This window comes from Paraburkholderia sediminicola (assembly GCF_046027825.1).
Lineage (GTDB): Bacteria > Pseudomonadota > Gammaproteobacteria > Burkholderiales > Burkholderiaceae > Paraburkholderia > Paraburkholderia sediminicola_D.
Genome location: NZ_JAQQDU010000041.1, coordinates 1 through 21,416, shown reverse-complemented (window position 1 = coordinate 21,416; position 21,416 = coordinate 1). Strand labels below are relative to the sequence as shown.

Genomic DNA, 21,416 nt, shown 5'->3' with positions numbered 1-21,416 from the left:
GATAATGAGAACAACACTCGGAACCTCGCCCACGATGGACGCAGACGACAAAGACGACGACCGCTACCGCGCCCCCGCGCTGGACAAGGGCCTCGACATCCTCGAACTGCTCGCCGAGCAGAAGGAAGGGCTGACGCGCGCCGAAATCACCAAGCTGCTGGGACGCAATGCGAGCGAGATGTACCGGATGCTGGAGCGGCTGGTCGCGCGGCAGTACGTGGTGCGCTCGGCGGCGGGCGACCGTTACTCGCTGAGTCTGAAGCTGTATGCGCTCGCGCATCGTCATCCGCCGATGCACCGGCTGATCTCCGAGGCGCTGCCCCTGATGCAGCGCTTTGCCGATGCTGCCGAGCAATCGTGTCATCTGGTGGTGTATGACCGCGGCAATCTGCTGGTGATCGCGCAGGTGGATGGACCCGGCACGTGGGGGATGTCCGTGCGGCTCGGTTCACGGGTGGGTCTGATCGACACGGGTTCAGGCCGCGTGATCCTGGCGTTCCAAAGCATCGAGCAGCGCGAACAGATGCTGGCCGAGCACACCAAGGTGAAGGGCGAAGTCACGATCGATCGTGATGCGCTGGAACAGGCCTGCGAGCGGATTCGCGCCGCCGGATTTTCGCAGAAGGACAGTCAGCAGACGTTTGGTGTGACCGACGTCACGGTTCCGATCCAGGGACCGTCAGGCCAGGCGATCGCGGTGCTGACCTGCCCGTACCTGCGGCGCATCGACGAGTACGTTGCACCGACGCTGGAAGCGGCGACGGCGCTACTGCGCGAGACGGTGGAGGCGTTGTCGATGTTTCGGGAAGAGGCCGTCTAGCGCGCCGTTGCCGGAGAGCGAATGTGTGCGGCAGACCGCTGCACAAATCGTCCGGTTCCGCGCATGGTTTAGAATGGCGACCCTCTCAAAAATCACGCCGCATGGGGTCACTCATGCGCGCTCATCGACAAGCAATGGCGAAACTTCTGACCGATTCCGAATTCCTGCGTTTTTCCGAACTCCAGCAGAAGCAGTCGAGCTTCACGATCACGCCTGAAGAAGCCGACGAACTGCGCGACATCGTCGCTCATGCGCAAAAGCGCCGCGACGACCGAGCCGCGGCGATGCACAGCATCGAGACCTTCATTCAGCAATTCGACATCAGCCCGGACGAGCTGTTTTCGGCCGAGCAGATCGGCGACGCCGCGCGCACCTTCGGCCTGATTCCGGCCGCGAAGAAAGAGCGCGTGCTGCCGCCATCGTTCACCTACAACGGCAAGCCGTATCAATGGGCGGCGCGTCCGCTGCCGGACGACATCCGCGTGCCGCTGTTCGACGCCTTCAAGGCGGGTGAATCGGTGAAGTCGTTCATCGCGACGCTGAAGGACGCCAACCGTTGCGCCGCGACCATCGCGCGTCTGGAACGCGAGACTGGTGCTGTCTACGCTGAAGCCTTGCTGGAAGAGTTGTCGGTGACCCGTACCCAGGTCGACGAAGCCGCGACGAAGCTGCCGGCTTAACGCTCAAGTCTTAACGCCCCGGTTTGGCCGATCGTTTTGCCGCGTAAGCGGCACAGGCGCTCGGCCTCTTGCGCGATGGCCGCCATCTAGCCGGTGGCGGCTGCGCGCAGCGCGCTATAGCTTCACCGTGGCCGCACGTACTTCTGCCTCAAGCACCCATATTCGCCGCACCCGCCAGATTGGGCCGCTTCGACAAACGCCCGTCCCGTCGCTTAACCCTGCGCCGGTTCATCCAGCGCCATTCTGAAACCGACCACGCCCGGATCTTCCGTCGGCGTGATGGTGAAGCCGCAGGATCTGGCCAGCGCGATCATGGGCGTATTTTCCCGCAACGCCTCGCCGACCAGCCAATGGGTGCCGCGCGCCCGCGCGTACTTGATGATCCGATCCATCAGCAAATGCCCAAGGTGCCGGCCTTTCTGGTCGGAACGCACCGCGGCGGCAAACTCCGCTGTCTCGTTATCCGGATCGGCCACTGCACGCACCACGCCGAGCGTCCGCGTGAAACCCTCCTCGCTCGTCACCGTCGCAATCAGCGCCATTTCGCGGTCGTAGTCGATCTGCGTCATGCGCGCGAGTTGCGAGTGGTCGAAGCTGCCCACCGCGCCGAAGAAACGCAGACGTAGATCTTCGGGCGTCATCGCTTCGACGAAATCGTGATGCGCGGCTTCGTCTTCCGGCCGGATCGGCCGCACTGTGACGCGCAGGCCCTGCCAGTCGAGCGTCTCTTCGAAGCGTCGTGGATAGGGCACGATCGCGAGCCGGCTGCGCTTCGATGCGATCTTCAGGGTGGGCGCGACAACCACCACATGGTCCCTGAACACCCTCAGCGTCAGCGAGAGGCCGACGATCTCCTTGACGTCGCAGACCGCCTGCGAAAGCGCCGTCAAGGCGGCCAGCGCGGGCTCCGGGCTAACGAGGCGCGCGTAACGCGAACGCGTGACGATGTCGCGTGCGAGCATGGGGTTGAGCGGCGGCAAACCGTAGACGCGCAGCGGGTCAGACACGCCGTCCACCGATGGCGCGGTAAAGCAGAAGACCGGGCCGAAGTTGTCATCGTCATGGAGTTCGACGGCGATGTCGACAACCGGTTTTTGCGACTGCGCGGCGGCCTGGTCCGCGCATGGGTCGGTTGCCCGTTCTGCACCCTGTTTCGCATCTTTTGCGGCCTGTTGTCCCTGTTCTTGCGGCTCGACGCGCAGCCCGAATCGTTCGAGAAGCCGTGCCGCCGCTTCGCCGGTTAGTTGGTGCTCACCTGCAGCGAGCGCGTCGCGTGCCTGCGCCTGGGCCGCGTCGATCTCTTCGGGAATCTGCCCCGGCAGGTCTTCAGGCGTCTGCATCAGCAATTCACGGCCCATCCGGTAGTCGACCAGCCGGGCGAACCCGCGGGCGAGCCGCTGGGGCGTCGTATGAACCGGAATACCTTGCGCGTGCAGTGCGTCGCGCGTCGCCGCATCCACGCCGCCGAAGAAACACGCCAGCAAGCCGCGATACGCAAAGCGCTGATTGGCGATCAACGCTTGCGCGACTTCGCCGACCGGCGCGCCATGTGTCGACGCGTGGACCACGAAGGCCGTACCGGTACTGCGATGCTCGGCAAGCAGCTTGAGCGCGATGCCGAAATGCTCGGGCCGCGCGTCGTCGCCGAGTTGCAGCGGATTGCCGGGCACCGCGTGCGGCAAGGTTTGCTTGAGCGCGTCGCTGGCTTCGTCGGGCCATGGCGCCAGCGTGTCACCCGCGGCGGCGAAGGCGTCGCAGGCGAGCGTGGCGAGGCCACTGTCGCTGGTGATCAACGTCGCTGTCGCGCCCGCCGCCACCCGGCCCACGCCGAGCGTTTCGATTTCATCGAGCAGATCGTCGAGCGAATCGACGCGCACCATGCCCGCGCGACGGAACGCGGCGGTGTACAACGCATCGGCGGGATCGGCGCGGCCCGAGCGAAGCGCCAGCACCGGCTTGTTGCGCGCCGCCGCGCGGGCCGCCGACATGAATTTGCGCGCCGCGCGCACCGTATCCAGTTCAAGCAGGATCGCGCGCGTGCCGGGATCGCTCGCCAGATAGTCGAGCACGTCGCCGGCATCCACGTCGGCCTCGCCGCCCAGCGCCACCGCGTGCGAGAAGCCGAGCCCGCGCGCGTGCGCCCACCCGAGCACGGCATTGGTCAGCGCATTCGACTGCGACACCCACGCCACACCGCCCGCCTTCACCGTGCACGACGGCGCACCCAGATGCGCGTGCAACGCCGGCGACACCACGCCCAGGCTCCCGGGGCCGACGATGCGCAACAGATGCGGCCGCGCCGCCGAGAGCGCGTGCCGCATCGCCAGCCGGTCTTCGTCGCTGCGCACCTCGCCGACGATGATCGCCGCCCGTGTGCCCAGTCCACCGAGCTTGTGGATGATGCCCGGCCAGGTGTCGGGCGGCGTGCAGATTAGCGCGACGGTGGGCGCCTGCGGCAAATCGCCTGCATCGCCGAACACTGCGCGGCCGTCGAGCGTTTGGTACTTCGGATTGACTGGCCAGACGGGGCCCTCGAAGCCGCCTTCCAGCACGCGCGACCACACCATCTCGCCAGTGCTGCCCGGCCGCTTGGAAGCGCCGATCACGGCGACGGATTTGGGACGGAACAAGGCGTCGAGATTACGTACGGTCACGGGTTCTCCGCAGATCGAAGGGGGGGGCAAGCGGTCAGGCGCGTCTTCGTCAGGATAGGCGAAGTCGAGGTCTTACGCGGCGCTTAAGAATCCGCGACGTGACAGGCGCGAGATTCCGCTTGATCCGCGCCAACGCGCACCAGAATTTTTTTAGCTTGCGCAGGAAAAATATCGAGCCGGAGTGCGACAATCCTCGAGACGCCAAACGGCGTCTTTGCATTGAAAATGCCGGCCGATTTCGGCTAACAACGCGCGTCGGAGACAACGCGCGGCAGCACCAGCATCCATTCGGCCCAGGCACGCCACCCATCGCGCCTGTACCGGATGATCAAAAGAGACAGAAGGTGATTTATGCGGCGCTTGCCATCGCTGATCGCGTTGCGTTTTTTCGAAGAGACGGCCCGTCACATGAGCTTCAATCGCGCGGCCACCGCACTGTGCGTGACACAAGGCGCGGTCAGCCGCCAGATCAAGCTGCTCGAGGAGTCGCTTGGCGCCAAACTGTTCGAGCGCGATCACAAGGGTATCCGGCTGACACCTGTCGGGGTTCAATTGCTGCCCTGCCTCACTGACGCCTTCGACACGATCGAAAGCGGCTTCCGTCAGATCACCGCGATCAAAGGCCGACGCCGCCTCGTGCTCGCCGTCCCGCCCACTTTCGCGACGCAATGGTTCTCGCCGCGGCTCAATTCGCTGGCGGTGGAATTGCCGGACGTCGAACTGTCGATCCGTACCGGGCAGACTGACGACTGTCATTGCAACATCCGCTTCGGTCGTCACGCATTGCCCGATGCACATTCCGAATTGTTGATGATCGAGCGGCACATCCTGGTCGGTGCACCGCGTCTGCTCGCCCAGCCGCTCGACACGCTGCTTGAGCATATGCCCGCGCTGCATGTGCTGCATAACGACGCCAGGCTCGATCTATGGCCGAACTGGCTCGCGAAGGCCGGCAAGCCCGCGCACTATGCGGAGAACGGCATCGAATTTTCGACACTGGAGCAGGCGATTCGCGCGGCACGCAAGGGCGCGGGGCTGGCGATCGTCGACAGGAATATGATCGTCGAAGAGCTCGCGGATGGGAGTCTTGCGCAGTTCTCCGATATCGAAGTGACCGGGCCTTTCGGCTATTGGCTCGACGTGGCGCAACGCCACGCGGCGCTTGAGCATGTGCAGGCGTTTGCCGGATGGATGCGGGAAGAAGTGTTGACGATGGGGTGAAGGGGGCGGCTGTATCAAAGATGCAGTCCGGCCGTGTAATGCTACGCCCCCCCTACACAACGATGAGCGCACCACTTGTCACTCTAAAAAAACGTGCCTTCTTAGCATCGCCCTTCCTGGACGCGAGTCACGGCTGCAATCCGCTCGCCCCGGATCAGATTTTCTTTCAGTCCAAGTAGGCGTATTCCGAGCGAATTAAGAATGCTCCGATTCTTTCTGAGATGCCGTTCGGCGAACATTTCATCTGTGCCATCACGCGTTAGTGCCCATCCAGGCGCTCGTCGTCATTCTGCTATTCGTTTCACCGGCAATGTTGATTGCGCGTAGCGACACAGTGAATCGTCGTGCCACGGTGGCTTACATCTCGAAGCTCACCGTTTTGCGCGAGGCCAAAACGGATGAATGAATCATGAATCGATTAATCAAACTCTTTCGCGCCAAGATGCGTCGAGACGCGAGTAAGGTCAACGCTCCACGCAGACAGATAACGCGTGTGCTCGTGATCGTCACGTGCGCCTTGGGAATATCCGCAGCAATGCCAGCCAACGCAGCCTGCTGGTTCACTTCGGGTTCATTCAATACAGGCAGCGTGGACATGGGCAGCATCATGGTGCGCCCGAACACGCCGGTCGGGACCGTCCTTGCGACCAAACAGCTAACTTCCGATAGCGTCATCGGGCAGATGAGTTTCACGTGCGGACAAAGCGTGACCTCGACCATTTCCCTCGCCATGTCGGAATCCGGTGCGTCGGGTCTTTACCCGACAAATATCCCCGGTATCGGCATCCGCATTTACGACTGGTCCAGCCAGGGCTACTACAATTCACCGAAGACGCCCACGTTGGCGCCCAATTCGTGGACTTTTTTCTATTCGTCGAGCGGCGCCTACGGATTCGGTTATCAACGGTTTCAATTCGACCTTGTTGTTACCGGGCCGCTCGACATCAGTGCGACCAACGCGCTGTCCTACAACGTCGCACCGTGGATCTCGGTCGCAGCCAATGACGGCTCAGGTCAGATGGTCATCGCGAACCTCGCGCTGACCGCAACGGTGACTACGCCCACCGGCACTGTGAGCACCCCTTCGGTTTCCGTGACGCTGCCAACAGTCGCCGTGGGCAGCCTCAACAGCGGGTCAGCCGGGGCAACTTCTTTCCGCCTCGGCCTCAATTGTACGAAGGGTACAAACGTTAACGTGACGCTCACCGACGCATCGGACATTTCCAACACTTCGACCACGTTGAGCCTTTCGCCCGACGAGGAAAGACGACGTCAACAGACGATGCTTGAATTGCTTGTCGACACGGCAGAGCAATATCAGCAGGAGCCTGAATGTGACCGCCAACTGTACCAGGTGATTGCGCTCGATGCGAAGGGCGTCGCTCAAAGCCGCATCACCGCGAGCCGTGCGGCACGCCTTCTTGAAGAAGCGTCAAAAGCGGCTGAGAAAGCGTCGCCCACGGCAAACGCCGCAGAGGGCAAAGATGCATCCACTGAAAGCGCAACAAGTGAAGACGAGGACGCGCAGGAGGAAGGTGTGGTGCGGCACTGAACCATCAAGGGCCATCACGGTCCTGCATAAGCTTCTGTTTGCCCAGATGATCAGTGACAACCCAACCCTCGACGAAAAAAGGCCCTGTGTTTTCCACAGGGCCTTTTGCTTGATGGGTTGCATCGACATGCCAGCCGGGCCGCACCCAGCCCCCGGCTATTCTAAGAACGGTTGGCATCCCCGCCCGCCTAACTTACATAAAGACCCTCATATGGGCCGCTATATCCGTTAGTGGCCCATATGAGGGCTGTTAAACCTCCCGGCCTGGAGAACCGTTGCCTACATCGACTTCTTAAACGGTGCGCCCGAATGCTCGCGCAGTTCGTTAAAGACAATCTTCGGCCACGCCTTCTGCGCGACTTCGATTTCGGACACATGCGATGCCAGATAAGTCGGCGCATCCGATGCATCGAGCGCGATCCGCGCCGCATACGAATCGGTGAAACGGCGCAGTTCGGCCGCATCGTCGCAGGTCACCCAACGCGACATCCGATAGCGTGCCGGCGCCATCCGCACGTCGACCTTGTATTCCGTCGACAACCGGTGCGAGACCACTTCGAACTGCAGTTGGCCGACCGCGCCGAGAATCATCAAGCCGCCGACTTCCGGACGGAACACCTGAATCGCCCCTTCCTCGCCGAGCTGCTTCAGCGCTTCGCCGAGCTGCTTGGCGCGCATCGGATCGACCACTTCGACGGTCTGGAAAATTTCCGGTGCAAAGAACGGCAGGCCGACGAATTGCAGCAATTCGCCTTCGGTCAGCGTATCGCCGAGACTCAACGTGCCGTGATTGGGAATACCGATGATGTCGCCCGGATACGCCTCGCTCACCGTCTCACGACGCTGTGACAGGAACGTCACCACGTTGTTCGCGCGGAACGTCTTGTTCGTGCGCGTCACCTTGACCGCCATGCCGCGTTCGAAATGCCCCGAGCACACACGGATGAACGCCACGCGGTCGCGGTGCGCCAGATCCATGTTCGCCTGCACCTTGAACACGACGCCGGTGAATTTCGGCTCGTCCGGCATCACCGGACGCTGCACGGTCATCCGCATCGACGGCGGCGGCGCCAGGTCGACCAGCGCGTCGAGAATTTCCTTCACGCCGAAGTTATTGATCGCCGAGCCGAACAGCACCGGCGATTGCTGGCCGGCGAGGAACTGCTCACGATCGAAATCGGGCGAGGCGCCAGTGATCAGGTCGATCTCTTCCTTCGCCTTGACCCAGGCATGACCGAAGCGGCGTTCGCCTTCTTCGTTGCTAAGTGCGTGCAGCGTTTCGACCTCGCCGCCAGCCTTATCCTGCCCGGCGCGGAACAGGCGCACCTGGTCGCGCTGGATGTCGTAGACGCCCTGGAAGTCCTTGCCCATACCGATCGGCCACGTGAACGGCACGGCGGCCACACCCAGATGCTGTTCGATTTCATCGAGCAGTTCCAGCGGCTCGCGCACTTCGCGGTCGAGCTTGTTGATGAAGGTGACGATCGGCGTCTTGCGGCTGCGGCAGACTTCGAGCAGCTTGAGCGTTTGCGCTTCGACGCCGTTCGCGCCGTCGATCACCATCACCGCGGCGTCAACCGCGGTCAACACACGGTAGGTATCTTCGGAGAAGTCTTCGTGGCCCGGGGTGTCGAGCAGATTGATGACGGCGTTGCCGTACTCGAACTGCATGACCGAGCTGGCCACCGAAATACCGCGCTGCTTTTCGATCTCCATCCAGTCGGACGTCGCGTAACGATTGCTCTTGCGGCCCTTCACGGTACCGGCGATCTGGATCGCGCCGGAGAACAGCAGCAGCTTTTCAGTAAGCGTGGTCTTGCCCGCGTCCGGGTGGGAAATGACCGCGAACGTGCGGCGGCGGTTGAGTTCGGAGACTGACATCGGGTCGGGCGGTCACAGATAGAGGTTCGGGCGATCTCCGGAGGCTTGTGGCTTCCGGCCTGCCACGTCGGGCGCGGCGGCGTCGAGCTGCGGGAGTTGGGTCGGAAACCCGCATCACAATGGCAACTCGACCGCGTCGGAACCAGGTCACGAACGAGCGTTCGACAATACGGGAATCGCCAGCGCAGAACAGCGCAGGGAACGAATGATACACGTCATGGGGACGGACGTATGGAAATGGGGGATTTGGGGGGCAGATGAAGCAGGCAAGCAACGATCGCCCGCCTGCGTGGGGAAGATAAGTCAGCGTTTGCCGAGCGCTACTGATACGACATCGTGAAAGTAGTCATGCCTTTCACCGTCCCAGGGCTGACGGTGCCCGTCGCGGACGAACCCGGTGCGAGACTCAGTTCGGGTTGGGCGCAACCAGAGACGACTTGTCCGCTGCCTGCTCCAGCATTCCGCCCACGCAATGCCCTTCCACTGACAGATACGCAGTCCCAGCCTTCCCCGTCGACTTCGGCATCACATAGTCAATCCGGCACTGCTCAGCCGCCGCCGCGCCCCATTTAACGACCAACGAACCCTGGTCTTCCAGACCGCGCGCAAAAATCCGGCTGTCCTGCGCCACGACGCCGACCGTACGGCCATTTCCATCGGTCACATCGGCGCCGAACAGCAACGCCTTATCGCCGAGTTGCGGCGCACGAATCAATGCAGCACGTCCGTTCACCGTCTTGTACTTCAGCATCACCACCGAACCGAGCCGCGGCACAGCCTGCTCCGAAGTCGATTCGAATTCGACGTCGGTCGACGTGCCCTTCGGGTCGATACCGACGGTGTTCATGCCGTAAGGCGTCAGGTACGGCACCACGGCATAGCCGCGGCTGTTGAGCTTGACGCCCCGCGCACTGGTCACACTTGCGCCGGCTGCACCCGGCGCTTCGACGATGCCGAACGTATCGCCGACCGTCTGCGAGAACGTCACGCCGCCAGGATGCGCGACGACCGATCCGCTGATACCGGCAGACACCTGGCGCGAACCCGAGCCCGCGCTTGCCGACGTCGTTATCTGCGCATACGGCGCGCGCCATGTCCCGCTCACGCCGGTGTTCGACGAACTGCTGCCGTTGCCGCTGCCATACGCGCCGTACGCGTTGTACGAGTACTGGTTGTTATCGCCAAGCGAGCCGCTCAGGCTGGCCTGCAGGTTCGTCGAGCCGCTCCCGGACGACAGGTTCGTCGACATCAGCGGCGCATGCTGGCTGTGGCCCAGCGGAAGCGTCGTGCTGAGCATGAACTGGTTCGACATCGAGCCATCCGAGTTACGCGTGCGACCTGCAGTAACGCTGTACGTGCCGTATTTGAAGCTGTTGGTATAGCCGGCCTGATAAAACATGTCGCTGCCGTCGTGATTCCAGTACTGCTGCGACGATGCGCTCAGAAACACGGTGCCGTGTTCCTTGAAGTTCTGGTTGACCGTGAGCTGAAAACGGTTGCGCTGCCGATAAACCGAGTTCGTGTCGCCACCATGCATTGCCAGATCACGCACTGAAGCCGCATCAGAAAGACTCATGAAACCAGCCGTCGAATAACGGTACGCAGCAACCGAAATGCTGGTATCGGTCGGATCGAAGAACTTGCTATAGCCGACGCGCAAGCTGGTGCCACGCATCGCGCTCTGTCCCGGCACCTGTGTCTGCGCACCCGTCACGTCGGCGGAAAATGCGCCGTATTTCGTGTTGAGCGCAGCGCCCACGTCGGCTGCCACATAGCCGTTTGCGGCCACACCGCCGCCGTAGGGCGTCACCAGGTTCGTGAGACCGCGTTGCAACGTGAACTGAGCAAAGTTCGGCTTCGTTTCGAGCGAGTCGTTACGCAATTGCCCGGCGGTCACCGAGAAGCGTGTCGTGCCCGCGCGCAGTGACTGCGCCACCGAGGCGTACGGCACGGTAAAGGTCTTGGTGCGGCCGTCGGCTTCGGTGACGGTCACATCAAGATTGCCACCGTAGCCAGTCGCATACAGGTCGTTGATTTCGAACGGACCCGGCGACACGCTGGTTTCATAGATCACCTGATTGTTCTGCCGGACCGTGACGCGCGCATTCGAGTCCGCCGTGCCACGCACCACCGGCGCATAGCCTCGCAGCGACTCTGGCAGCATGCGGTCGTCGGTGGCGATCTGCGCACCGCGGAACGACACGCTGTCGAACACATCACCGGTCGTGTAGCCGTCGCCCAACGTCACCTGCGATTTCAGCCTGGTCAAATCGTGCTGAACATAAGTGGCGATGTTGTCGAACTGCGTGCCCTGGCCGGTCGTCTGCGAGATCGACGATTGATGGCGGAAATGCCAACTGCCCACATTCACGCCAGCGTTCAGACCCAGATAGCTCTGGGTCGACTGCGAGCCCGAGCCGGACGTGTGATACGTATTCGCGTTGTAGCTGATAAAGCCCGCGTTCACGCCTTGTCGCCACATTTCCGGCGGCACATAGCCGCGCGCCGCATTGCGCAGGTATTTCTGCGGGACGGAGAGCGTGAGCTTCTGTTCAGTGAAGTCGAACTCGACGCTAGCGCCCGGTACGACTGCGCCCAGGTCGACACATTCGTCGGCAGGCGCGGGGGCGCCCGCTGATTCGGCGGATGGTTTGCTTCCTGCAGCTTCACCGTTCGCGGCTGCGTCGGCATGCGCCCGCTCCGGCACCTTCGCACCAGTATCCGCAGCCACCTTGGCGAAATCGACACCGAGGCTTTCCAGCATCTGGTGACTGAAGCACGGGCGCGCAGTATCGCCTTCGCGAGCGGCCACGAAGCGCACATCCTGACGTGCCACACGCAGATCGTTCAACCAGATATCTACCGAATACACGCCCGACGACACCATGTTGCCGCGCGCGAAACGCGTGACGTCCACGGTCTGCTTGGGGTCGGTGCGCAGAAAGGTTGAGTCGAACTGGACGGTGTCGCCAGTGCTACTGACTTCTGCCGCATTCACGCTCGCCGGCTCGAGCCCGCCCAACACCGCGAAAACCGACAGTACGACGGCGGTTACGGGGTTCAGGCCGAACGGACCAGAGGAAACGCTGGTGCGAACATGCGACTGATGACGAGGTGAAGTTTTCATGATCTGATCGATTTAAAAAAGTCCTGCAAAAAGGCGTGCGTCATCCCTGTGCGTTGCTTGTGCAACGCACGCCATGTACAGGGAATGAGTGATGGGCGGGAAGCTGCCGCCCGAGCGGCGAACGACTGCGGTCTATTGGCCCAGCGTCGCGTCGCCGGTAATGGCGCCGCCGTAATCGCTGATTGCGGTGTAGTGAACCTTCGCGCCTGCCGGTACTGCATTCATCTGTGCGACGGGCAGCACTTCCGTCGCGTGGGGCGCCACCATGCCGCCCCGTTCGTTCTTGAACGTGTGACCACCGCTTTCCACATCGACTTCGCTAAACGACACGTAGTACGGCGTCGGATTCGATACGCTCACCGCCTGACCGTTGCCACTCGGCGACGCGGCAATCTTCCAGCTCAGTTGCGCCGGTGCGTCTTCGGCCTTGCCCGGCAACTTGGCCGGCCGCACAAACACCTTGATGCGGGTGCGGTAGGCAAGCTGCAACACATTGGTGTCGGGCGTGGCGTTGGCCTTCGGCGGAATATCCAGTACGTTGAGCTCGGTAGACCGACTCGCGATCCTGCGGCAACGCTTCGCCGCTATACATCACCCGCAGCGTCTGCGCTTTCTTCGGATCCATACGGAAGATCGGCGGCGTAATCACAAACGGCACCTTGATCTCGCCGGGTTTCGCGTCCGCGTTACCGTCGTCCATCCATACCTGCGCGAGCGACGGATTCTTGCTGTCGTTATCCAGCTTGACTGTGACTTCGCGTTGCTCGAGCGGATACACCACTCGCGTACCGCCGATCGTCACGCTTGCATGTGCGCTGCCAGCGAGCAGCGCACATGCAAAACCGATTTCCATCGTCATTTTGTTTAGCAACTTCATCACAATCACCTTTGAAAATAATCTCGAAAAATGGCCGTTAAAAAGGCGTTCGCCTGAGCGAACGCCTCGGCTTATTGCTTACTGATACTGCATCGTGTATTGCACAGACGTGTTCACCGAACCCGCTTGCGCTGCGCCGGTCGAGTAGTACTGCGAGTAGTACTGCAGATCGCCCGTACCCGCGTCGATAGCCGTACCGTCAGTGGCAATATCGTTGTTAGCGGCCGTCACGACGTTGATCGGCATACGCTTTGCGTTCAACAGTTGAACCTGAACGTTTTTCGCGGTACCGGCGGTGTTCGTCAGATTGCCGGTGGTTTGATCAACCGTCGGGCCGTTTTCGAAATTGGCGATAGCCTTGGTCGCGCCACCCGTGCAGTTCGTCAACTTGAAATTGAACGGCGTGGACGCCGCACCGCCCGTTGCACCTGCAGCCGCCAGCGAGCTTGCGGTGACTTCCTTCATGGGTACGGCCACGTCGGCCGACGAGCCCGATGCCACGCCATTGATCGAGCACGTGGTGTTCGACACAGAGCCGGTGAACGTGATCGTGCCGTCCGCCGCGTTGGCGCCAAACGATGCGAGACCCAACAGACCGCCGGTTGCGATCGCGATTGCGGGGAAAATTGATTTCATGTTTGCTGCTCCAGTGAGTTAAGAAATTTGTTGCATCAACGACGAATCGGAATCCGGTAAGACTCGCCATTCGCCCCTGGGCGCTCCAATGTTCATCGCCGGGAAATGGCGGTCTTTGTTTTGAACTATTGGCCTATCGTTCAGGCGCAAAACAATGTTATTGCTCGGCGAAACGTAAGTACCTAGGACAACTCTTATTTAGATAGGACTTTCCCTACGCTGCTGTCGGAGTGATTCAGACAAAGCTGCATCTAGCAGGACAGTCGGTTCGGATTTTTCTTAAATTCGGTAAATGCGCAGCGAGCGCGTTGCGCCGTTCCGGCTCACTCTTCCCGCCGAGGCCAGCTCATCTCGAATCCGTTGCCCAAAAGAAAACCCCGCCGCATCGTTGCCGATGCGGCGGGGTTTCTAAACAGCGTTAAATGCGGACTACGCGCCGCTAGCTTCGTTCAAGGTCAGGTGCTTCGTTTCCGGCGCCCAGGCAATCGACACCACCATGCCAACCAGCAACACGGCGGCCAGCACCATCATGGTCGCGTGGAAGCCCAGATGAAGAATGCCGAGCGGTAACAGGAACGTACCGACCGCCGATCCGAGCCGACTACACGCAATCGCCAACCCAACGCCGCACGCGCGCACTTCCGTTGGAAAGCATTCCGGCGGGAACACGCCGACGAGATTCGAGAACGCCGACATCGTCAGCGTAAAAATTGCGAACGCAACGATCGTCGCCAGCATTGCCGACTCGGGCAACACGCTCAGCGCAATCAAGGACACGCACGTCACCGCGAACGACCCAATCAGAAACACACGGCGCGGCAGCTTGATCGTGAACCAGATACCGATCAACGCACCGAGCACGAGGAATCCGTTCAACAGAAAATCCGCGCCCGAACCGTCGTTAAGATGGATCGCCTTCAGGATCGTCGGCAAGAACGTGTAAATGGCGAAATACGGAATGACGAGGCACACGAAGAACCCGCAGTTGAAAATCGTCCGCCGAATCAGATCCTTTTTGAACAGGCGCGCGAAACCGCCGGGCATGCGCGCATGCTCGTCTTCGCCGTTGTCGAGTGTGACGTTCGGACCGAAGTACTTGAGCACGATCGCCTTCGCCTCGGCGACACGCCCTTTGCTATGCAGCCAGCGCGGCGACTCCGGCGTGCCCATGCGCAGCACCAGCACGATCAGCGCTGGAATCCCCGCCGAGGCGAGCAGCCACCGCCAGGCATCCGGCGAACTATCCGCGTATTGCATGCCGAGCAGGTTCGCCACCACGTAGCCGATCGTCCATACGACGCTGAACGATCCCAGCAGCGTGCCGCGATGTTTGCGCGGCGAGAACTCCGCGAGAATCGCATGCCCGACCGCGAAATCGCCGCCCATGCCGAAACCGATGAGCACGCGCAAGAGGCACAACTCCATCGGCGACGTCACATAGAACTGCGCGAACGCCGCCGCGGTAATGATCAGGAAGCTCAGCAGAAAGATCTTCTGCCGGCCCAGACGATCCGACAGCCAGCCAAACACAAGGCTGCCGACAAAGATGCCCATCAGCGCGGAACTGCCGATCATGCCCATCCAGAACGCGTCGAGCGGCATCTGGCGGTTCAGCGAGGCGAGCGCGTAGCCGATCGTGCCGAGCGCGAACCCTTCGGTGAAGTGCGCGCCGAACGTCAGCCCGGCGATCTTGACGTGAAACGCATTGAGCGGAACATCGTCGAGAGGAACGGGGCCGCGCATGGCTGCAGTAGCCGCGGACGGCAATACGGGTGCGAGGCCGAGAGGGGTGGCCTGAATATCCTGATTGCTCACGCTGTCTCCTTCTTGGTGTGGGCAGTGTGTTGCGCATCCAAGCGCCGGCGCATAGCCCGGCCCTAGATGCGTAACACTGCTTCGTGCGCCCCGTCTAGCAGATGCAACGCGGGGCGCACGCATAAACTGGCGATTCGGGGGGCTAGCGCCCGAGGCCGCCCATCATCATGTATTTCAGTTCGGTGTATTCATCGAGCCCGTACTTCGAGCCTTCGCGGCCGAGACCCGATTGCTTGACACCGCCGAACGGCGCGACTTCGGTCGACAGGATGCCCTCGTTGATCGCGACCATGCCGCTCTCCAGTGCCTCAGCGACGCGCCATGCACGTGCGAGATCACGTGTGTAGAAGTACGCGGAGAGGCCGAAGGGCGTGTCGTTGGCCGCGGCGACCGCTTCGTCTTCAGTCTTGAAGCGAAAACACGCTGCCACCGGCCCGAAGGTTTCTTCTTCGGCAATCAGCATCGACTCCGAGGCGTCGATCAGCACCGTCGGCTCATAGAACGTTCCGCCGAGTGCATGCGGCTTGCCGCCCGTGAGCACCTTCGCGCCTTTTTGCAGCGCGTCGGCGACATGGGTTTCCACTTTCTTCAGCGCTGCGGGATTGATCAGCGGACCCTGTTCGACTTCACCTTGCAACGCGTTGCCTACGCGCATCTTCCGCACGGCTTGTGTCAGCGCCTGGGTGAACGCGTCGTAGATGCCGTCCTGCACGTAGAAGCGGTTCACGCACACGCAGGTCTGCCCGGTATTACGAAACTTCGAGGCCATCGCGCCTTGCACAGCGGCTTCGAGGTCAGCGTCGTCGAACACGATGAACGGCGCGTTGCCACCCAGTTCAAGCGACACCTTCTTCAGCGTATCCGCCGACTGCTTTGCGAGCAGCTTGCCGACGCGCGTCGAGCCGGTGAACGAGAGCTTGCGCACCACGTCCGACGCGGTCAGCACACTGCCGATCGCCACCGCGTCGCCGGAGACGATGTTGAACACGCCCGGCGGAATGCCCGCCTGCTCTGCCAGCACGGCTAGTGCAAAAGCCGACAACGGTGTTTCCTCCGACGGCTTGAGCACCATCGTGCAACCGGCTGCAAGCGCGGGACCGGCCTTGCGCGTGATCATCGCGAGCGGGAAATTCCACGGCGTAATGGCCGCGACCACGCCGACCGGTTCGCGTGTCACGATGATCTTCGCGTTCGGATTCGGACTTGGAATCACGTCGCCGTAACTGCGCTTGGCTTCCTCGGCAAACCATTCGAAGAAGCTCGCCGCATAGCCGACTTCACCACGCGCTTCGGCAAGCGGCTTGCCTTGCTCGCGCGAGAGCAGTTCGGCGAGCGCGTCGCGGTTCTCGAGCATCAGTTCGCCCCAGCGTTTGACGCGCGCGCCGCGCTCTTTCGCTGTCAATCTGCGCCATGCCGGAAAAGCGCGCTCCGCGGCGGCAACGGCCCGCGTCGTCTCCGCTGCGCCGCCCTTGGCCACTTGAGCGATAACTTCGCCGGTTGCAGGATTCAGAACGGCATACGTACTCGCGCTTTCATACCACTCGCCGCCGATGTAATGCCCGGTTCGAAGCAATGCGTTCATGCTGCCTTCTCCAGGTTGTCGACGAACAGGCCCTGGGCGAGCCGCGGTTCGCGGGCAATGCGCTTGCCCGCGGTGTAGTCGTTGATCAGATCGCAGGGCGTGTAATTGCGCTCGAGCTCGAACAGTTCGTCGGCGGAAAGCTTTGTGCCGAGCGCGGCGAGCGCGCTGTCGAATTGCGCGGGCGTATCGGCGCCGACCAGCATGCTCGCCACCCCGCCGTGATTGAGGACCCACGCTTGCGCGATCTGCGCAGCCGACACACCACGCCGCGCCGCCACGCGCGCCACCGAAGCAGCAATCTCACGCGACGCCACGTCGCCATACATCTGCGCGGTAAAGAAATCGGTCTGGTTGCGCGTCGAGTTCGGATCGCAGGTCAAGAGACCACGAGCGAGCGGGCTGAACACGGAAACGCCCACGCCCTGATCCTGGCAATACGGGATCATTTCGCGCTCTTCCTCCCGGTACGCCAGGTTCAACTGCAACTGCATGTTGATGGGCTTGTGCCAGCCGTTGCGCTCGCAGACCTGCATGATCTTCGCGAACTGCCACGTGTACATCGTCGATACGCCGATGTAGCGAGCCTTACCCGCGCACACGATATCGTTCAGCGCGCCCATGGTTTCTTCGACCGGCGTATTCACGTCGAAGAAATGCAGCATGTAGATGTCGACGTAGTCCATGCCGAGACGTTTAAGCGAAGCGTCGATGCCATCCATGATGTGCTTGCGCGAGTGACCGCCGGCGTTCTGATACGCGCCCATGTCGTAGCCGACCTTGGTCGTTACGACGATTTCCTCGCGGCGCGCGATGCGCTTGAGAATCCGTCCCACCACTTCTTCGCCGACGCCGGTCGAATAGAAATCGGCGAGGTCGATGAAATTGACACCGGCGTCCAGCGCGTGGCGCACGATCGGCTCGCTTTGCGCTTCGTCGAAAATCCAGGGCTTCCATTGCGGCGTGCCCATGTTCATCGTGCCGAGGCACAGACGCGATACCTTCAGGCCCGATTGGCCGAGGCGAATGTATTCCATAGTGTTTGTCTCCTTCCTGATCGCATCCAGTTGCGCGCGCGGTGGCGTCGGCCTGATAACACGTCACGCACGCGAACTGCCTTGCGCGTGATTAACGTTGTTTGGGGGTGTAGAACGGGTTCGAGACATCGCGCGCCGCGGCAAACACCTCGTCGCGATGCGGCAAGCCCTTCATCGCCGCGAGGATCGCGTTCTTGCACGCGCGGTAGTTGTTCTCGAACACGGCGTCGAGATCGTCGGTGCCCGGGTTGACCCAGTTCGCCGACACTACGACCCAATCGTTTTCCGCTTCGGGCGGCAGCGTGCCGTTCTCCAGCGACTCGGCCACCGCCCTGGCGATGCCGGCTTGCGAAGCGCCCCACGTCGCGTTGCCGTGGAAGTCGCTGCCGATCTGCGCCTTGTTCACGTACAGCGTGAGCGGCTTGGTCGGCACGCCGGGACGCGCGATCACGACAAACGGCGCATGGCCCGCTGACGGCGTCGCCAACGCTGTCGCGAAGGCCTGACCCGCCGGACCGTTGCGCGGACCGACCAGTACGTTGATATGGGCGAGGTTGACGCCGGGGCCTTCGAATCCTTCACCGATAAAGAGTTGTTTGTCCGTCGATACGCTCATGGTCTTTCCGTCGGGGTTGAGTGGATGACCGATTGTGCTGTCCGGCATCCGCGACCCTGTATCGATGAGTTTTGATGCGGGGTATGACGCGAACTCAACTCCGGGTTTGTCCCGAGCGGATCGACCGGAACGGAGGGAAGCGCGTAAAGGTGAGCGTTTTCGGGACTCGCGATTGCCGACGCCGAATCGCGGCGAAAGGTGATCACGCCCAACGTGACGCACGCACCGAGACGGTGGCGCTCAGCGGTGAGTCAATGTCCGTAGAAAAGGGGCGGTGAGCACCGGCTGGCGGGCTCAGCGATTCTTCGTAGAGCCTGGGAACGCCCGCCAGCTAAGGCTGGCGCGGGTTTCACGAGAGATTGGGCACGCGTGATGGGGAGTAGAGACAATCGCACCGTTCGGTGCGTCATGCGACGAAACCAGGCTCACCGAAACAACGAAGTCCGGCGCAAGGTGCTCAGCAAAACCCACGGTCCGCGCAGCGCGTCCACACGAAAGGTGAGCGTTTTCGGGACCCCGCAGCGGTGCGTGAAAAACCGGGCAAGGCTTCACTTCAGCAGAAAGTTCGCGCGCGTGGCGAGCGAAAGCACCGCTGCACAGCGGGGTTTCAGACTTCGATCAGAAACCGCTCGCGATTCTTACCAGCCAGCCAGCCGGGCGAGCGGCCACGGCCGCTCCACGTCTCACCGGTTTTCGGGTTGCGATACTTGGCGACAGAGACGGTTTTGCGCCCAGCGGGGCGCTTGCTCGAAAAACCCAACTCTTCCGCAGTCAGGTCATATTCAGCGATCTTGTGTTTGATGTCAGTGATCGCCTGCGCAATTTCCTTCTCGCGCGCCACCGCAACTTCCTTGTGGAGTTTTTCGAGCTGGGCAGTTAACTGCTTGTATGAGGGCATGACGGGTGCTCCGATCGATTTCACGAACTTACAGTGCGGACGACTCAGAGGAAGTCCCACGCCCCGAAGGAAGTCCCTTTGGGGGATTGCGGGACAGTATCAGACGAATAAAGTGCCGAATAGGGCGGCCTGAGCTGGGCTGCCCCAACTGCCCAGAGCTTAATCGGGCGTTTGACAAGCCAACTTAAGGCTGCCAATCGCCTCGGCATCACACTCAATCATCAATTGCATCGTACACGCGGCGCTCAAATTCGACTGCCATCGGAAAGGGTTCGACAGCACGTCGCTGAATCAGCATCAGACCGATCAGGTCTTCCACTGGATCGGCGAACCAACTGGTGCCATACGCGCCCGGCCAGCCGAACGACCCCATCGAGCGATAGCCGAGCGGCAGTTGCTGCGCCGGATCGTCGACGATGGACAGGCCGAGGCCGAAGCCCTGGCCTGCCCATAGAACCTGGCCGAACGCCGGCACGCGGCGCTGGTCGCGGGTCAGAAAATTCGACCGCATCAAATCGACCGAGCGACGCGACAACAAACGCGTCGAGCCGACACGTCCACGCCCGAGCAGCAGTTGCGCGAACTGCAGATAGTCTTGCGCCGTCGAAACGAGGCCACCGCCGCCGCTCTGAAATCGATCGGGTCTCGCCCACCGGCTCGCCGACGGATGATCCTCGACCACGCGCCGCCCCGTGCCCGGCTCAACGCCATAAGCGGTGGCCAGGCGCTCGAGTTGCGCGTCAGGCACCCAGAAAGCGGTGTCATGCATGCCGAGCGGCTCGAAAATCCGTGTCCTGAAGAACTCGCCGAGTGGCATGCCGCTGACGCGTTCGATCAGCACACCGAGCACGTCCGTCGCAATGCCGTAATGCCAGCGCGAGCCGGGCTGGAACATCAGCGGCAAGCCCGCCATGCGACCCAGCCACGAGTTTGCATCGGTGCGCGCTTCAATGCCGTTGAAAGCCGCCGCATACGCTTCGGCCAATGGCCCGGTGGCCGTGAAGTGATAAGCAAAACCCGCACGATGCGTGAGCAGATCGAGCACGGTTAGCGGCGCCCGGAGCGGGTCGGTCTCGTCGAGCGGGCCGGCGGGATCGCGCAGCACGCGTGGCGCGGCCAGTTCCGGCAGCCACAATGAGATCGGCGTGTCGAGCGCGAGCCGATCCTCTTCGATCAGCATCAGGATCGCGGCGCTGGTAACCGGCTTGGTCATCGACGCGATGCGAAACAGGGTGTCGCGCGCCATGGGCAACTGCCCGGCTTCGTCGCGCAAGCCGAGCGGCTCGAAATAACCAATTTCACCGCGCCGCCAGACCAGCGAAACGACGCCCGCCACGTCGCCTCGTTCCACATAGCCTTGCAAGGCGTTCGTCAACGCCGTCAGCCGAGTCGCTGAAAGTCCTGCTGGTTGCATGATTGTCCTGAGCGTCTGCGCGCGTTACGTTCCGTCACTTTTTCAGAAAATGTTACCCGATCAGACGGTACACGTAGCCACGCGCCATGGCGAGCGATCACGCTTTCTGCCGTTGCTCCAATGCCAGCAGGGCGGCATTGAGCCGTTTGACGCGACTAGCCTGGGCCGGCACCAGTGCCGCGCCGGACACCGAGTCGATACGGTTGCGCCAATATGACAGCGGGATGCGGTCCTCAGCGGAAATATGCGAAATTACATGTTCCAGATGTTCAATATCTTTTTCGAGTTGGTGATGATTCATTGCCGTCCCCGGAATTACTTGTTGAACTCGATCAGAGAGCATAAAACGTGCCGCAATTACTTTCTGCACTTGATCTAAACGGAAAATTTTTCTTAAGCGTTAATTTCAGTACTTTGAAACCAGCAAAACCTGCGCGTTGTTTTTATCTGTATGACCGCCAGATGAGGATACTGCGGTGAATCTTCGCGTTCCGTTAGGTGGCGCACCGACGCGGCTTATCAGCAAAAACCGGGGGACCAGATTATTGGCTTGAACGGCAAGAGAAATAATCTGTAAACAACGCGTTTAAAACCCAAAATGCATCATAA

17 protein-coding genes and 1 pseudogene are annotated in these 21,416 nt (G+C 61.6%); 4 read left to right on the top strand and 14 right to left on the bottom strand.

Annotation, left to right across the window (positions count from 1 at the left end):
- The first annotated feature begins 34 nt into the window (after positions 1 to 34).
- Positions 35 to 820 carry an IclR family transcriptional regulator gene (locus PQQ96_RS22110; RefSeq protein ID WP_408296647.1) on the top strand — a complete coding sequence of 262 codons (786 nt, stop codon included), beginning with the start codon at positions 35 to 37 and terminating at the stop codon, positions 818 to 820.
- Between the two features lie 134 nt (positions 821 to 954).
- Complete coding sequence (locus PQQ96_RS22105) at positions 955 to 1,500, top strand: hypothetical protein (RefSeq protein WP_408296536.1); 546 nt, start codon at positions 955 to 957, stop codon at positions 1,498 to 1,500.
- A gap of 212 nt (positions 1,501 to 1,712) precedes the next feature.
- On the opposite strand, the gene PQQ96_RS22100 is transcribed toward PQQ96_RS22105, so the two are convergent.
- The gene (locus PQQ96_RS22100) at positions 1,713 to 4,154 is read right to left on the bottom strand and encodes a bifunctional acetate--CoA ligase family protein/GNAT family N-acetyltransferase (RefSeq protein WP_408296534.1); all 2,442 of its coding nucleotides are present in this window, start codon (positions 4,152 to 4,154) and stop codon (positions 1,713 to 1,715) included.
- A gap of 351 nt (positions 4,155 to 4,505) precedes the next feature.
- On the opposite strand from PQQ96_RS22100, the gene PQQ96_RS22095 reads away from it, so the two are divergent.
- Entirely contained in the window at positions 4,506 to 5,375 is an 870-nt protein-coding gene (locus PQQ96_RS22095) for a LysR family transcriptional regulator (protein ID WP_408296531.1), read from the top strand.
- 357 nt (positions 5,376 to 5,732) lie between these two features.
- On the opposite strand, the gene PQQ96_RS22090 is transcribed toward PQQ96_RS22095, so the two are convergent.
- Complete coding sequence (locus PQQ96_RS22090) at positions 5,733 to 5,972, bottom strand: hypothetical protein (protein ID WP_408296528.1); 240 nt, start codon at positions 5,970 to 5,972, stop codon at positions 5,733 to 5,735.
- Here PQQ96_RS22090 and PQQ96_RS22085 point away from each other — a divergent pair.
- Positions 5,971 to 6,927, top strand: coding sequence for a hypothetical protein (locus PQQ96_RS22085; RefSeq protein WP_408296525.1), 957 nt, complete (start codon positions 5,971 to 5,973; stop codon positions 6,925 to 6,927). The genes PQQ96_RS22090 and PQQ96_RS22085 overlap by 2 nt on opposite strands.
- A gap of 279 nt (positions 6,928 to 7,206) precedes the next feature.
- Here PQQ96_RS22085 and PQQ96_RS22080 read toward each other — a convergent pair whose 3' ends face one another.
- The 12 genes and pseudogenes from PQQ96_RS22080 to PQQ96_RS22025 form a co-directional block, all read right to left on the bottom strand.
- Positions 7,207 to 8,808, bottom strand: coding sequence for a peptide chain release factor 3 (locus tag PQQ96_RS22080; RefSeq protein WP_408296523.1), 1,602 nt, complete (start codon positions 8,806 to 8,808; stop codon positions 7,207 to 7,209).
- Between the two features lie 406 nt (positions 8,809 to 9,214).
- The gene (locus PQQ96_RS22075; protein ID WP_408296520.1) at positions 9,215 to 11,935 is read right to left on the bottom strand and encodes a fimbria/pilus outer membrane usher protein; all 2,721 of its coding nucleotides are present in this window, start codon (positions 11,933 to 11,935) and stop codon (positions 9,215 to 9,217) included.
- Between the two features lie 132 nt (positions 11,936 to 12,067).
- Positions 12,068 to 12,463 (bottom strand): fimbrial biogenesis chaperone, encoded by a 396-nt coding sequence (locus PQQ96_RS42395; RefSeq protein WP_507028596.1) that lies wholly within the window; start codon positions 12,461 to 12,463, stop codon positions 12,068 to 12,070.
- A gap of 79 nt (positions 12,464 to 12,542) precedes the next feature.
- A pseudogene (locus PQQ96_RS22065) lies at positions 12,543 to 12,788 on the bottom strand (fimbrial biogenesis chaperone); the annotation flags it as partial.
- A gap of 102 nt (positions 12,789 to 12,890) precedes the next feature.
- Positions 12,891 to 13,448: a fimbrial protein gene (locus PQQ96_RS22060; RefSeq protein ID WP_408296514.1), complete on the bottom strand. Its 558-nt coding sequence runs from the start codon at positions 13,446 to 13,448 to the stop codon at positions 12,891 to 12,893.
- Between the two features lie 429 nt (positions 13,449 to 13,877).
- Positions 13,878 to 15,263, bottom strand: coding sequence for an MFS transporter (locus tag PQQ96_RS22055; RefSeq protein ID WP_408296512.1), 1,386 nt, complete (start codon positions 15,261 to 15,263; stop codon positions 13,878 to 13,880).
- 142 nt (positions 15,264 to 15,405) lie between these two features.
- Positions 15,406 to 16,845: an NAD-dependent succinate-semialdehyde dehydrogenase gene (locus tag PQQ96_RS22050; RefSeq protein ID WP_408296509.1), complete on the bottom strand. Its 1,440-nt coding sequence runs from the start codon at positions 16,843 to 16,845 to the stop codon at positions 15,406 to 15,408.
- Entirely contained in the window at positions 16,842 to 17,879 is a 1,038-nt protein-coding gene (locus PQQ96_RS22045) for an aldo/keto reductase (protein WP_408296506.1), read from the bottom strand. The genes PQQ96_RS22050 and PQQ96_RS22045 overlap by 4 nt, the downstream gene beginning before the upstream one ends.
- Positions 17,880 to 17,970: 91 nt before the next feature.
- Complete coding sequence (fae, locus tag PQQ96_RS22040; protein WP_408296503.1) at positions 17,971 to 18,495, bottom strand: formaldehyde-activating enzyme; 525 nt, start codon at positions 18,493 to 18,495, stop codon at positions 17,971 to 17,973.
- Positions 18,496 to 19,102: 607 nt separating this feature from the next.
- Entirely contained in the window at positions 19,103 to 19,393 is a 291-nt protein-coding gene (locus tag PQQ96_RS22035; protein WP_408296501.1) for an H-NS histone family protein, read from the bottom strand.
- A gap of 214 nt (positions 19,394 to 19,607) precedes the next feature.
- Entirely contained in the window at positions 19,608 to 20,807 is a 1,200-nt protein-coding gene (locus PQQ96_RS22030) for a serine hydrolase domain-containing protein (protein WP_408296499.1), read from the bottom strand.
- A gap of 97 nt (positions 20,808 to 20,904) precedes the next feature.
- Positions 20,905 to 21,108: a hypothetical protein gene (locus PQQ96_RS22025; RefSeq protein WP_408296644.1), complete on the bottom strand. Its 204-nt coding sequence runs from the start codon at positions 21,106 to 21,108 to the stop codon at positions 20,905 to 20,907.
- Positions 21,109 to 21,416: the final 308 nt, after the last annotated feature.

Bases quoted from the DNA above. Each gene is read 5' to 3' on its own strand.
- PQQ96_RS22090 (WP_408296528.1), bottom strand. From the start codon at position 5,972: ATGTCCACGCTGCCTGTATTGAATGAACCCGAAGTGAACCAGCAGGCT.
- PQQ96_RS22095 (WP_408296531.1), top strand. From the start codon at position 4,506: ATGCGGCGCTTGCCATCGCTGATCGCGTTGCGTTTTTTCGAAGAGACG.
- PQQ96_RS22045 (WP_408296506.1), bottom strand. From the start codon at position 17,879: ATGGAATACATTCGCCTCGGCCAATCGGGCCTGAAGGTATCGCGTCTG.
- PQQ96_RS22110 (WP_408296647.1), top strand. From the start codon at position 35: ATGGACGCAGACGACAAAGACGACGACCGCTACCGCGCCCCCGCGCTG.
- PQQ96_RS22080 (WP_408296523.1), bottom strand. From the start codon at position 8,808: ATGTCAGTCTCCGAACTCAACCGCCGCCGCACGTTCGCGGTCATTTCC.
- PQQ96_RS22085 (WP_408296525.1), top strand. From the start codon at position 5,971: ATGGGCAGCATCATGGTGCGCCCGAACACGCCGGTCGGGACCGTCCTT.
- PQQ96_RS22025 (WP_408296644.1), bottom strand. From the start codon at position 21,108: ATGAATCATCACCAACTCGAAAAAGATATTGAACATCTGGAACATGTA.
- PQQ96_RS22060 (WP_408296514.1), bottom strand. From the start codon at position 13,448: ATGAAATCAATTTTCCCCGCAATCGCGATCGCAACCGGCGGTCTGTTG.
- PQQ96_RS22035 (WP_408296501.1), bottom strand. From the start codon at position 19,393: ATGCCCTCATACAAGCAGTTAACTGCCCAGCTCGAAAAACTCCACAAG.
- PQQ96_RS22050 (WP_408296509.1), bottom strand. From the start codon at position 16,845: ATGAACGCATTGCTTCGAACCGGGCATTACATCGGCGGCGAGTGGTAT.
- fae (WP_408296503.1), bottom strand. From the start codon at position 18,495: ATGAGCGTATCGACGGACAAACAACTCTTTATCGGTGAAGGATTCGAA.
- PQQ96_RS22075 (WP_408296520.1), bottom strand. From the start codon at position 11,935: ATGAAAACTTCACCTCGTCATCAGTCGCATGTTCGCACCAGCGTTTCC.
- PQQ96_RS22030 (WP_408296499.1), bottom strand. From the start codon at position 20,807: ATGCAACCAGCAGGACTTTCAGCGACTCGGCTGACGGCGTTGACGAAC.
- PQQ96_RS22105 (WP_408296536.1), top strand. From the start codon at position 955: ATGGCGAAACTTCTGACCGATTCCGAATTCCTGCGTTTTTCCGAACTC.